The organism is Streptomyces sp. NPDC037273, assembly GCF_055603625.1.
Genome location: NZ_JBVJVO010000005.1, coordinates 257,356 through 269,461, shown reverse-complemented (window position 1 = coordinate 269,461; position 12,106 = coordinate 257,356). Strand labels below are relative to the sequence as shown.

The 12,106-nt window shown below is 72.8% G+C and carries 10 protein-coding genes; 5 read left to right on the top strand and 5 right to left on the bottom strand.

What is annotated here, in order from left to right:
• Window positions 1–194 precede the first annotated feature (194 nt).
• A complete protein-coding gene (locus ACZ7G1_RS16105; RefSeq protein WP_470881578.1) occupies window positions 195–1,394 on the bottom strand; it encodes an ABC transporter substrate-binding protein in 1,200 nt (399 codons plus the stop codon).
• 120 nt (window positions 1,395–1,514) lie between these two features.
• The gene (locus ACZ7G1_RS16100) at window positions 1,515–2,552 is read right to left on the bottom strand and encodes an ABC transporter ATP-binding protein (RefSeq protein ID WP_470881580.1); all 1,038 of its coding nucleotides are present in this window, start codon (window positions 2,550–2,552) and stop codon (window positions 1,515–1,517) included.
• A gap of 137 nt (window positions 2,553–2,689) precedes the next feature.
• Between ACZ7G1_RS16100 and ACZ7G1_RS16095 the strand changes: the two genes are divergently transcribed.
• Both ACZ7G1_RS16095 and ACZ7G1_RS16090 read left to right on the top strand, forming a co-directional pair.
• Complete coding sequence (locus ACZ7G1_RS16095) at window positions 2,690–3,538, top strand: FadR/GntR family transcriptional regulator (RefSeq protein ID WP_470881581.1); 849 nt, start codon at window positions 2,690–2,692, stop codon at window positions 3,536–3,538.
• On the top strand, window positions 3,492–4,343 hold the full coding sequence (locus tag ACZ7G1_RS16090) for a cache domain-containing protein (protein ID WP_470881583.1): 852 nt from the start codon (window positions 3,492–3,494) through the stop codon (window positions 4,341–4,343). Before ACZ7G1_RS16095 ends, ACZ7G1_RS16090 begins: the two co-directional genes overlap by 47 nt.
• Window positions 4,344–4,345: 2 nt before the next feature.
• On the opposite strand, the gene ACZ7G1_RS16085 is transcribed toward ACZ7G1_RS16090, so the two are convergent.
• Window positions 4,346–4,669 carry a cupin domain-containing protein gene (locus tag ACZ7G1_RS16085; RefSeq protein ID WP_470881585.1) on the bottom strand — a complete coding sequence of 108 codons (324 nt, stop codon included), beginning with the start codon at window positions 4,667–4,669 and terminating at the stop codon, window positions 4,346–4,348.
• A 16-nt stretch (window positions 4,670–4,685) separates the two neighbouring features.
• Window positions 4,686–5,936 carry an MFS transporter gene (locus ACZ7G1_RS16080; protein ID WP_470881587.1) on the bottom strand — a complete coding sequence of 417 codons (1,251 nt, stop codon included), beginning with the start codon at window positions 5,934–5,936 and terminating at the stop codon, window positions 4,686–4,688.
• Window positions 5,937–6,054: 118 nt separating this feature from the next.
• Here ACZ7G1_RS16080 and ACZ7G1_RS16075 point away from each other — a divergent pair, with 118 nt between their 5' ends.
• Window positions 6,055–6,933, top strand: a complete 879-nt coding sequence (locus ACZ7G1_RS16075; RefSeq protein ID WP_470881589.1) for a LysR family transcriptional regulator — start codon at window positions 6,055–6,057, stop codon at window positions 6,931–6,933.
• A gap of 19 nt (window positions 6,934–6,952) precedes the next feature.
• Here the strand turns inward: ACZ7G1_RS16075 and ACZ7G1_RS16070 are convergent, their stop codons facing one another.
• Window positions 6,953–8,248, bottom strand: a complete 1,296-nt coding sequence (locus ACZ7G1_RS16070; RefSeq protein ID WP_470881591.1) for a M20 metallopeptidase family protein — start codon at window positions 8,246–8,248, stop codon at window positions 6,953–6,955.
• Window positions 8,249–8,512: 264 nt separating this feature from the next.
• On the opposite strand from ACZ7G1_RS16070, the gene helR reads away from it, so the two are divergent.
• Both helR and ACZ7G1_RS16060 read left to right on the top strand, forming a co-directional pair.
• A complete protein-coding gene (gene helR, locus ACZ7G1_RS16065) occupies window positions 8,513–10,654 on the top strand; it encodes an RNA polymerase recycling motor ATPase HelR (protein ID WP_470881593.1) in 2,142 nt (713 codons plus the stop codon).
• A gap of 180 nt (window positions 10,655–10,834) precedes the next feature.
• On the top strand, window positions 10,835–11,995 hold the full coding sequence (locus tag ACZ7G1_RS16060; protein ID WP_470881595.1) for an agmatine deiminase family protein: 1,161 nt from the start codon (window positions 10,835–10,837) through the stop codon (window positions 11,993–11,995).
• Window positions 11,996–12,106 lie beyond the last annotated feature (111 nt).

Below are 12,106 nucleotides of genomic sequence, written 5' to 3'. Positions count from 1 at the left end.
GCGGGGAAGACGGGGGGGGGGGAGAGCAAGGCAAGGGGGGGGGGGGGTGGGACGGGGAGACAACCCGGAGTGGGTGCGGGGGGTAGGACCCGCCGAAAAGCCGCCGGGCCGGGCCGGGAGCCCGGCCGGACCCGGCGGCGGCACCGGCACCGGTGGCGCGCGGGGAGGGGGAGAGCGTGGTCATGGTGCGGCGATCAGCCCTTGATCTCGTTCCAGGCCTGGACCCACTTGGCGTACGGGACACAGCGCGCGTCCGTGCGCCCGTCGAGGCACTGCTCGATCGGCGTGGTCCAGAAGTGCACCTGCTGCCAGTAGGTCTCGTCGGTGGCGTGGAAGGTGGCGCAGTGGTTCTTGTCGGCGGTCTCGGCGCAGGACTTGGCGTTGGCCGGCGCCTCGCCGAAGTACTCGGCGACCTGGGCGTTGGTCTTGGGCGAGACGATCCAGTCGAGCCACTTGTAGGCGCAGGTGGGGTGCTTGGCCTTCGCCGAGACCATCCAGGTGTCGGACCAGCCGGTGGAGCCCTCCTTCGGCAGCACCACCTCGGTCTTCGCGCCCTCGGCCCGCGCGAGGTTGGCGATGACCTGCCAGCTGGTGCCGACGACCGAGTCGCCGCTCTTGAAGGCGGAGATCTCCTTGAGGTAGTCGCTCCAGTACTCGCCGATGTGCGCGTTCTGCTCCTTGAGCAGGGCGACCGAGGCGTCGAACTGCTTCTGGTCGAGCGCGTAGGGGTTCTTGATGCCCAGCTCCGGCTTGGTCGCCTTCAGGTACAGGGCGGCGTCGGCGAGGTAGATGGGGGAGTCGTAGGCGGTGACCTTCCCGCTGTGTGCCGAGGCCTTGTCGAAGACCGCGGACCAGGAGTCGGGAGCGGGCTTCACCTTCTCGGTGTCGTACATGAGGAGGTTGGCGCCGCGGCCGTGCGGGATGCCGTAGGCGACGCCCTTGACGGAGTTCCAGTCCTTGTTCTTGAGCCCGGCGAAGACGTCGGCGTAGTGGGGCACCAGCGCCGTGTTCACGGGAGCGGCGTCGCCGGAGGCGATGAGCCGCAGCGAGGCGTCACCGGACGCGGACACGGCGTCGTACTGGCCGGTCTTCATCAGCGAGACCATCTCGTCGGAGGTCGCGGCCGTCTTGGCGTTCACCTGGCAGCCGGTCTGCTTCTCGAAGGCGCTGACCCAGTCGACCTTGGGGTCGTTGGAGCCGTCCTCGACGTAGCCGGCCCAGGCGATCAGGTTGACCTCGCCCTCCGCCTTGCCGAGCGCGGTGGGCGCCTTGAGGTCGGGCGGGTTGAGGCCGCCGGACTTGCCGGAACCGGCCGGGTCCGCCGATCCGCAGGCGGTGAGGAGGAGCAGTCCCGAGACGGCGGCTGCGGTCAGGAGGGAGCGGTGCGGGCGCACGTGGTACTCCGTTGCGTGAGGGGACGGGGGCCTGAAGGGACGGGTGCTGCGGTCCTGTGAGGACGTGTTCCGCGGAGGCGGGTGCTTCGGTCCTGCGCGGGGACGGGTCCCGGGCGGGTGTTACGGGGTGTCGGGGACGAGCACGGCGTGGCGGGGGTGCCACTGGAGGCCGACCCGGGCGCCGCGGAAGCCGGCGAGGTCGGCGGAGGAGGTCTCCAGGTTCTGCTGGACGGCGGTGAGCCGGCCGCCGGTGTCGAGGTCGACCAGGAAGCGGGTGGAGTCGCCGAGGTAGACGACCTCGGCGACCGTGCCGGCGGCGGTGGCGACCCCGGCCTCGGCGGGGGCGGCAGGGTCGGCGACGACGCGGATCTTCTCCGGCCGGATGCTGTAGGTGCCCGGCGCCCCGACCACCCGCCGCGCGGTGTCGCCGCTGATCAGGTTGGAGGTGCCGACGAAACCGGCGACGAAGGGGCTGCCGGGACGTTCGTAGATCTCGGCGGGGGTGCCGACCTGTTCGATGCGGCCCCGGTTGAAGACCGCGATCCGGTCGCTCATGGTCAGGGCCTCCTCCTGGTCGTGGGTGACGAACACGAAGGTGATGCCGACCTCGCGCTGGATCTCCTTGAGCTCGACCTGCATCCGCTCGCGGAGCTTGAGGTCGAGCGCGCCGAGCGGTTCGTCGAGCAGGAGGACGCGGGGGCGTCCGACGAGCGCGCGGGCCAGGGCGACGCGCTGGCGCTGGCCGCCGGAGAGCTCGGCGGGCCGGCGGCGGCCGAGGCCGTCGAGGCCGACCCGGGCGAGGAAGGCGCGGGCCCGCACCAGGCGTTCGGCGCGGGGGACCCCGCGCACCTTGAGGCCGTAGGCGACGTTCTGTTCGATCGTCATATGGGGGAAGAGCGCGTAGTCCTGGAAGACGGTGTGCACATCGCGCTCGAAGGGCGCGAGCCGGGTGACGTCCCGGCCGGCCAGTTCGACGGTGCCGCCGCTGGGCGGTTCGAAGCCGGCGATCATCCGCAGCACGGTCGTCTTGCCGGACCCGGAGGGGCCGAGCATCGAGAAGAACTCGCCGTCGGCGATCTCCAGGTCCACACCGGCCACGGCCTCGGTCCTGCCGTAGGTCTTGCGCAGTCCCGTCAGCCGGATCGCCATTCCCTCCATGGGCGGGAACCTTTCTGGTGCGGTGGAGCGTTGCTCGGGCGTGGCGGTAAACATATGAAGTCATAGTTCAAATCTCAAGACCCCTTTAAGGTAAAGGCTGAGTCAACGCTCAAGCGCGACGCGCGAGGTGGTTAACCGTGAGACCGAACGGCAGGTCGGACGACGGGGGTCGCACGGCCGGGGCGGGCCCCGCCCGCAAGGCCGCCTTCGCCCCCGTCGACACCCGCGCGCGCGTGGACACCGTCGTCCGCCGCATCGCCGACGCCATCGAGCTCGGCCTGCTCGCCGACGGGGAGCAGCTGCCCGGCGAGACCGAGCTCGCCGGCCAGCTCGGCGTCTCCACCGTCACCCTGCGCGAAGCCCTCATGGCCCTCCGGCAGCAGGGGCTCGTCACCACCCGCCGCGGCCGCGGCGGCGGCAGCTTCGTCACCCTGCCCGACAGCCCTCCCGAAGAACGGCTGCGCGCCCGGCTCGCCGACTGGTCCACCGAGGAACTGCGCGACCTCGGCGACCACTGGGCCGCCGTCTCCGGCGCCGCCGCCCTGCTCGCCGCCCGCCGCACCCAGCCCGGCGACCTGCGCCCCCTCACCCGCACGGTCGAGGAGCTCACCGCCGCCACCGACCCGGCGACCCGCGGCCGGCTCTACGGCCGCTTCCACGTCGAACTCGCCGCCGCCGCGCAGTCCGCGCGCCTCACCCGCGAGGAGATCGCCCTCCAAACCGACCTGGGCGCCCTGCTCTGTCTCGTCCTCGACGACCCCGCGTATCTGGCCGTTCTGTCGGATCGTCACCGCGCCGTGATCTCCGCCGTGCAGGATGAGGCCGACGAGCGGGCCAGAACGCTCGCCGAGACATGCGTACGGGAGTCGGTGGAGCGGCTGATCGCGCTGCGCCTCGCCGCCCCCGGCCGCGCCGAGCCTCGGTCCGAGGAGGACACGCATGGCCAGCAGCACCGGGCTCGCGGGCCCCACGAGGGCCACCACTGAGCCGACGCGCGCCGTTCTCGCCACACCCGGCACCGCGCGCACCGCACCCGCGACCCCGGGCACGGAAGCGAGCCCCGTCACCGAGGTCGTGCACCGGGTCCGGGACACGCTGGAACAGGTCTTCGACGCCGTGGCCGAGACCGGCACCGACACGAGCACCCTGCTCGCCGAGGTGGCCGGGGAGGCCCGCGAGCCCCTCGCCGCCGACCTCGCGGCCCTGCGGCCCGGCCTGCGCGCCCGCCTCGCCGCCCTCCCGCTGGTCTCCGGCATCGGCTTCGTCGCCGCGCCGGGCCTCATCGCCGACGCGCCCGGCTGCCTCGAATGGTGGCAGCGCGGACCCGGCGGAGCCGTACGGCCGCTGCTGCTCGACCTGGACCCGGCGCACTCCGCCTACTCGGACTACACCCACTGGGACTGGTACACCCTGCCCCGCGAGACCGGCCGGCGGGCCGTCGCGGGCCCGTACGTCGACTACCTGTGCTCCGACGAGTACGGCCTGACCCTCTCCGCGCCCGTGACCCACGCGGGCCGGTTCGTCGGAGTCGCCGCCGCCGACGTGTACCTGCGCCACTTCGAGGCCGCCGTGCTGCCCGTCCTCCAGCGGCTGCCCGCGCCGGCCCGTCTGGTCAACGCCCGAGGCCGGGTGGCCGCCTCCACCGACCCGGCCCACCTCGCCGGATCCCTCACCAAGGGACCGGACTTCGCCGCCGTGCTCGCCGGACCGCAGGCCGAACAGCAGGACGGCGGGCTGCGCCTGCTGCCCTGCGGGGGCGCGCCGCTGGTCCTGGTCACCGCGGCGGACTGAGCTCAGTCGTTCACGGCGGTCAGGAGCACCACCGAGTCCTCCACGGCGGTCAGACCGTGCCGCTCCTTCGGGATCATGCGGAGCATGCCCTCCGACAGCGTCTCCGTCCGGTCGGCGGCCGTCAGGTTCACCCGGCCGCGCAGCACCTGGAGACTCGCCGCCGGCGGCGCGTTGTGCTCGCCCAGGGAGGTGCCCGCGGTCAGCGCGATGACGGACTGCCGGAGCACCCCGTCGTGCATGATCACGTGAGTGCTGCGTCCGTGCGGAGCCTTGCGGGCCGAGGCCATGTGCGTGTCGGCCAGCTCGGCGAGGTCGTCAGGCGTCATGTCTCTCCCTACGGGGTCACTCCGGCGACGGTGTGCGGGCGGATACCCCCAGCGTCCCGTGTGCCGTGCGGGACGCAACTCGGGGCCGCGTCGACACGGCCACCACCAGGAGCCCGGCGGCCACGCACAGCAGCGCGGCGAGCACCGCGGCCGCCCAGCCGTGGAGCGCGTACAGCCAGGAACCGGCCAGCGAGCCCAGCGCGCCGCCGCCGAAGGTGGCCAGCATGAAGACCGTGTTCACCCGCGCCGCCACGTCCTGCCCGATGCCGAAGATCCGCGCCTGTGCCGCCACCTGCGACGAGCTGACCCCGAGCACCAGCAGGTTTCCCCCGGCGGCCAGCGCCACGGGGGAGGAAGGGGCGAGCACCGCGACCCCGAGCCCGAGCCCGGCGCACAGGAGACCGCCGGCGCTCAGCGCCCCCGGCCCGTACCGGTCGGCCAGCGGACCGGCCGCAGCCGACAGCAGCGCCGCCGGCAGGGTGAGAAGCCCGAAGAGGCCGGCCACCCCCGGCCCGTAGCCGAGGGGCGGCGCCGCCAGATGGAAGGCGAGCACCGCCCAGAAGACACTGAACGCGGCGAAGGCGCACGCCCCGAGGAGCGCCGACACCCGCAGCTCCCGATGGGCGACGAGCAGCCGCGGCAGGCCCGCGAGCAGCCCCGCGTACGACGTACGCCCCCGGGCACCGAGCCGCTCCGGCAGCCGCCCCGGCAGGACGAGCAGCAGGGCCGCCGTCGCCGCCGCCGCGACCACGTAGGCCGCCCGCCAGCTGCCGGTCGCGTCCGCCACCACGCCCGAGACCGTACGGGAGAGGGTCGAGCCGAGCGTCAGACCGAGGCCCACCAGGGCCACCACCCGGCCCCGCCGCCCCGGACCCGCGAGGACGGCCGCCACCGGGGTGAGGATCTGCGGAAGGACGGTCGTGGTGGACAGCGCGAACGTCGCCACGACGAGGGTGACCACACCGGGAGCCGCCGCGGCGACGAGCAGCGACGCACTCGTCAGGGCGAGCAGCACGGACGTGAGGCGCCGCAGCCGCGCCGTGTCGGCGAGGGGGACGAGCAGCAGGAGACCGAGCGCGTACCCGAGCTGGGCGGCCGGGGCGATCAGCCCCGCCGTTCGCTCCGAGACCTGGAGACCGCGCGCCACGGCGGCGAGCAGCGGCTGCGGGAAGTAGAGGTTGGCGACGGCGACGGCCCCCGCGAGCGCGAACAGCGGCACGTTCACGGGCTTGGCGGACGCGGGTGCGGCGAGGGGGCTCGGTTCCACGGACTCTCTTCCGTACGGGCGAGGGGGACCCGTCCAGACTCCTCGCCGCCACCCGGGCCGAACAAGATGCGATCATCGAATCGGCGTTGAGCCACACTCAACGATCGCTGGAGGGGCGATGCTCGAACGGTACGAACTGGAGGCGTTCCTGACGCTGTCCGAAGAGCTCCACTTCGGGCGCACCGCCGAACGCCTCGGCGTCTCCACCGGCCGCGTCAGCCAGACCGTCAAGAAGCTGGAGCGCCGCGTCGGCACACCGCTGTTCACCCGCACCAGCCGCAGCGTCAGCCTCACCCCGGTCGGCCGCACCCTGTACGAGGACCTCCTGCCCGCCTACCGGCAGATGCGCGCCGCCGTGGAACGCGCCACCGCCGCCGCTCGCGGTCTCCACGGCAGGCTGCGCACCGGCTTCGGACCCGCCTGGGGCGGCGAACTCCTCACCGCCGCCGCCGACACCCTCCTCGCCCTCCACCCCGACTGCGAGATCACCGTCCGCGAGGTCCCCTACGACGCCGGGACCCGCTTCCTCCAGGACGGCTCGCTCGACGTCCAGTTCGTCGCCTTCCCCGTCCGCGAGCCCGGCCTCACCACCGGCCCCGTCGTCCTCACCGACGAGCGGGTCCTGCTCCTGCCCGTCGCACACCCGCTCGCCTCACGGCCGTCCCTCTGCCTCGAAGACCTCGCCGGCCTGGCGCTGATCGCCCCCGAGGGCGCCGTCCCCGACTACTGGACCGACCACCACTACCCGCGCCGCACCCCGTCCGGCGCCCCCATCGGCCGCGGCCCGGCCGCCGCCACCTGGCAGGAGGTCCTCTCCCACGTCTCCGCCGGGCGCGGGGCCGCCCCCGGCGCGGCACGAGGCGCCGCCTACCACCCCCGGCCCGGCATCGCCTACGTCCCGCTGCGCGACGCCCCGCCCCTCACCTACGGCCTCGCCTGGCCGACCGCCGCCGACTCCGACCTGCTCAGGGCGTTCGTCCGGGCGGTCGGCGTGTGAGCCGACGGCATCCGGGGCGCTACGTCTCCGCCGACGCGACCAGCGCCCCCGCCAGATGGTCGTACGCCACGTGCGCGTGGAGCCGGACACCGGTGACGAGCGTGTCGTCGTCCGCGTAGAAGTGCGGGTTGTGGTTGGTGACCAGACCCCGGCCGCCCGGCAGCGGCACCGGCCTCCCCATGGCGTCCAGCTTCCCGTCCTGGACCCCGAGCATCACGTACAGGCCGCCGAACCGGCTCACGAACTCGGAGACGTCGTCGTACCCCAGGGTCCCGCCGGTCTCCACCACGCGCTCCTCGCCCACCACCCGGCGGAAGGTCGGCAACGCGGCTTCCACCCAGGGCCCGCTGTTGTGCACGGGCGGCACGGGCTGGAGGTACTCGACGGAGGCGGTGGCCCCGTAGGCCGCCGCCGAGTGCACGGCGAGGGTCGTGAGGCGACGCCGGACCTCCGCCATGTCCGACTCCACGGCACAGCGGACCGTGCCCCACAGGGTGACCGTCTGGCCGACGATGTTGAAGCGCCCGACGTCCTCCACGTGCCCGATCGACACGGTGACCGCGTCGAAGGCCGAGACCTGCCGGTACAGCTGGCCGATGCCCGTGAGCACCGCCCCGACCGCCGGCATCGGGTCGATCCCCTCCCAGGGCGTCGAACCGTGCGTCTGCTTGCCGGTGACGACGATACGGACGAGGGCGGAGGCACCGTACTGATTGCCGATCCGGTACCCCACGTACCCCTTCGGATGCGGCGTCACATGCAGGCCGAAGGCCATCGTCGGCACCGGGGAGGCGAAGGCGCCCGCCTCCACCATCGCCCGGGCGCCGCCCTCCTCGGTCACCGGGGGTCCTTCCTCGGCGGGCTGGAAGACGAACAGGACCGCGCCCGGCAGCCGTTCGCGGACGCCGGCGAGGACCGTCGCCGCCCCGAGGAGCATCGCGGTGTGACAGTCGTGGCCGCAGGCGTGCGACACCGGGAACGGGCCGCCCGGGTAGTCGGCGTCCACGACGTCGGAGGCGAAGTCCGTGCCGCACAGGTCCCGCACCGGGAGGGCGTCCATGTCCGCCCGGAGCGCCACGACCCGGTCACCGGGCACGCCGCCGCGCAGGACCCCCACGACGCCGTGCCCGGCGATGCCGGTCCGGACCTCGTCGAGGCCCGACTCGCGCAGCCGGTCCGCCACCAGGCGGGCCGTGTTCACCTCACGGTTCGACAGCTCGGGATGCCGGTGCAGGTGGTGCCTCCAGGCGACCACCTGCTGGGCGACCTCGCCCGATCGCCGGTCCAGTTCGTCGTGGATCGCCTCGCTGCCCAACAGGGACTCCCTCTCGAAACGGCTGACGCCGTGGCCATGGGACGCGTGCTCCACCAGCCTGCCACCGGGAAGGAGGGCGCGCCGCGAGAGTGCGACCGAGAAGGGAAAGAAAAAAGGGGCCGGAATCCACACGGCCCACCGGGGGAGAGGAGCACACGCCCTCCGCCACTCTTAACTTATAGCGCACCGGGGGGCTTGCGGCAAGGCCCCCGTGGTGCCGCAGAATCTCCCCTCGTAGCGCCAAGACCTGCGGAAACGGGAGACATGCACCTTCAGACCACCAGCGCCTTCGAACTGCCCGACACCCTCGCCGGCAAGGCGGCCCCCGAGTTGATCGCCCACGACGAGAAGCACTTCGCGGCCATCGCGGAGAGCCTTGAGCAGGCGATCGCCGAACTGTCCGAGCGCCTCGACGCCGAGCGCAAGGCACCCGGCGGTGTCGGTCAGGCGGCGATGGAGCGGGACCTGGAGATCCACCGGCTGACCGGAAGGCTGCGCGCCCTGCGCCGGTTCGGCCTCGACCTGTGCCTCGGACACGTCGTCGGCGCGGACGGGGAGACGCTGTACATCGGGCGCCTCGGGCTCACCGACAGCGAGGGGCGACGGCTGCTCGTCGACTGGCGTTCCCCGGCCGCGGAGCCGTTCTTCGCGGCGACCCACGCCCACCCGATGGGCCTGGAGAGCCGCCGCAGGTACCGGTGGACCCGGGGCCGCGTCAGCGACTACTGGGACGAGGTCTTCACCGCCGACGGACTCGCACACCACGCGGCCCTCGACGACCAGTCCGCGTTCATCGCCAGCCTCGGCGGCGAACGCTCGGCCCGGATGCGCGACGTGCTCTCCACCATCCAGTCCGACCAGGACGCCATCATCCGCGCGGGATCCCGCGGCGCGCTCGTCGTCGACGGCGGCCCGGGCACCGGCAAGACCGTCGTCGCCCTGCACCGCTCCGCCTACCTGCTGTACTCCGACCCGCGCCTCGGCCACCGGCGCGGCGGCGTGCTCTTCGTCGGCCCCCACCAGCCCTACCTCAACTACGTCGCCGACGTCCTCCCCAGCCTCGGCGAGGAAGGCGTCCAGACCTGCACCGTGCGGGACCTCGTCGCCGAGGGAGCCCGCGCGGCCGCCGAGACCGACCCGGAGGTGGCCCGCCTGAAGTCCTCGGCCGCCATGGTCGGTGCGATCGAGACGGCCGTCCGCTTCTACGAGACGCCGCCCACCGAAGGGATGACGGTCACCACCTCCTGGTCCGACGTGTGGCTCGGCGCCGACGACTGGGCCGAGGCGTTCCAGGCGGTCGAGCCCGGCACCCCGCACAACGAGGCACGCGACCAGATCCTGGAGGAACTCGTCGCGATCCTCACGGACAAGAACGACGCCGACGTCCCGCCCGAGCTCTTCCGGAAGTCCCTGCTCCTCGACCGGGAGCTCATCGAGACCCTCAACCAGTCCTGGCCGCTGCTCGAAGCGGCCGACCTCGTCGGCGACCTGTGGACCGTCCCCGCCTACCTGCGGCTCTGCGCGCCCTGGCTCACCCCCGACGAGGTGCGCACCCTGCGCCGCACGGACCCGGCGGCCTGGACGGTGTCCGACCTGCCGCTCCTGGACGCGGCCCGCCGGCGGCTCGGCGACCCGGAGGCCTCGGCGCGCAAGCGCCGCCACCAGGCCTCCGTCGACGCCGAGCGCGCCCGCATGGCCGACGTCATCGACAACGTGCTCGCCGCCGACGACGACGGCGAGGGCGCGGTGACCATGCTGCGCGGACAGGACCTCAAGGACAGCCTGATCGACGACGCGGCCCTGCCCGTCGCCGTCCCGGAACCCCTCGCCGGCCCCTTCGCGCACATCGTCGTCGACGAGGCCCAGGAGCTCACCGACGCGGAATGGCAGATGCTGCTGCTCCGCTGCCCCTCCCGCAGTTTCACCATCGTCGGCGACCGCGCCCAGACCCGGCACGGCTTCACCGAGTCGTGGACGGAGCGGCTCGAACGCAATGGCTTCGACCGCATCGAGGTCGCGAGCCTGAGCATCAACTACCGCACACCGGAAGAGGTGATGGCCGAGGCCGAGCCGGTCATCCGCGCCGCCATCCCCGACGCCAACGTGCCCACCTCCGTCCGTGGCAACGGCCTCCCCGTCGTCCACGGCGCCGTCTCCGACCTCGACTCGATCCTCGACTCCTGGCTCGCCGAACACGCCGAGGGCGTCGCCTGCGTCATCGGTGATCCGACGTTCCGGGAGAGGCCCCGCGTCCGCTCGCTCACCCCGTCGCTGTCCAAGGGCCTCGAGTTCGACCTGGTCGTCCTCGTCGACCCCGACCGCTTCGGCGACGGCATCGCGGGCGCCGTCGACCGCTACGTCGCGATGACCCGGGCCACCCAGCGCCTCGTCATCCTGACGGGCTGACCCCAGCGGGTCCCCGGGAACCGGCTCCGCCGCCTGCCAGAGGTCTCGGCAGGCGGCGGAGCCGTATCGTCCAGAACAGTCCAGGACAGAGCTTGACTGAATTTTCAGTTGACGCCAGTATGTGCGGCGCAGGACACACTCCCACCCCCCCCACGCCCCCACCTCTCTAGGGAGAGCTCCATGAACATGCCTCAAACCTCCCGGCGCAACCTCCTCAAGTTCGGTGCCGCGGCCGTCCCCGCCCTGGCCCTCGGTGGACTCCTCCCCGCCACCGCCCGCGCCGCCACCGCTCCCAACGGCACGCAGCTGCGGATGCCGGCCGAGGACGGCCGCCACCTGCAGACCTTCATGGCCTGGCCCGCCCTGTCCTCGGTCTGGGGCACCGGCCTCTCCGGCGTCCGCAACGACATCGCCGAAGTCGCCTACCAGATCTCCCGCTACGAACCCGTCGTCATGCTGGCCCGCCCCGGACAGGCGGCCGGTGCCCGGTACGCCTGCGGCGCCGGCGCGTACTACAGCATCACGGTCCTGGAGATCGCCAATGACGACCTGTGGATCCGGGACTTCGGCCCGACGTTCCTGACCGGTCCCGGCGTGATCGCGGGCCTCGACACCAACTTCAACGGCTGGGGCAAGACCGGCACCACCTACTACCAGCCCTTCGCCAACGACGCCGCCGCCGCTTCGATCCTGCTCGACCGCTACGGCATCCAGCGCGTCCAGGCCTCCTTCGTCGGCGAGGGCGGCTCGCTCGAAGTGGACGGCGACGGCACGCTGCTCGCCACCGTCAGCTCGCTGGTCAACGCCAACCGCAACCCGGGCAAGTCCCAGGCCCAGGTCGAGGCGGACCTCAAGTCCTCCGTCGGCGTCGACAAGGTGATCTGGGTGCCGGGCCTCGCCGGCCAGGACATCACCGACTGCCACATCGACTGCCTCGCCCGCTTCATCGCGCCCGGCAAGGTCATGCTGGACAAGCCCGGCCCCGGCGTCAGCGCCCAGTGGCGTGCCGTCTACGACGAGACCAAGCGGGTCCTCCAGAGCGCCACCGACGCGAAGGGCCGCCGCCTCGCCATCACCGAACTCCCCGGCCCCGACAAGAACTACATCCGCGGCTCGGGCAAGGAGTTCCTCTCCAGCTACACCAACTACTACACCGCCAACAACGCCGTCTTCATGCCGCAGTTCGGCGACAGCTACGCCGACAGCGTGGCCCGGAACGTGATCCAGGGCGCGTACCCGACCCGCGACATCATCCAGATCAACATCGACAACATCGCGAGCGGCGGTGGCGGCATCCACTGCGCCACCCAGTCGCAGCCGGTGGTGCCGCCCTCCGCCTGACCCTCCGCCTGACCGGAATCGGCCCATCTCGTCGCGACTGACTGAATTATCAGTCGAACCAGGGGGGTTGGGTGCTGCACCACCCGACCCCCCACCCCTCACGCATCGGAG

Coding starts and splice junctions, on each gene's coding strand:
- ACZ7G1_RS16090 (WP_470881583.1), top strand. CDS start 3,492: ATGGCCAGCAGCACCGGGCTCGCGGGCCCCACGAGGGCCACCACTGAG.
- helR (WP_470881593.1), top strand. CDS start 8,513: ATGCACCTTCAGACCACCAGCGCCTTCGAACTGCCCGACACCCTCGCC.
- ACZ7G1_RS16085 (WP_470881585.1), bottom strand. CDS start 4,669: ATGACGCCTGACGACCTCGCCGAGCTGGCCGACACGCACATGGCCTCG.
- ACZ7G1_RS16100 (WP_470881580.1), bottom strand. CDS start 2,552: ATGGAGGGAATGGCGATCCGGCTGACGGGACTGCGCAAGACCTACGGC.
- ACZ7G1_RS16060 (WP_470881595.1), top strand. CDS start 10,835: ATGAACATGCCTCAAACCTCCCGGCGCAACCTCCTCAAGTTCGGTGCC.
- ACZ7G1_RS16075 (WP_470881589.1), top strand. CDS start 6,055: ATGCTCGAACGGTACGAACTGGAGGCGTTCCTGACGCTGTCCGAAGAG.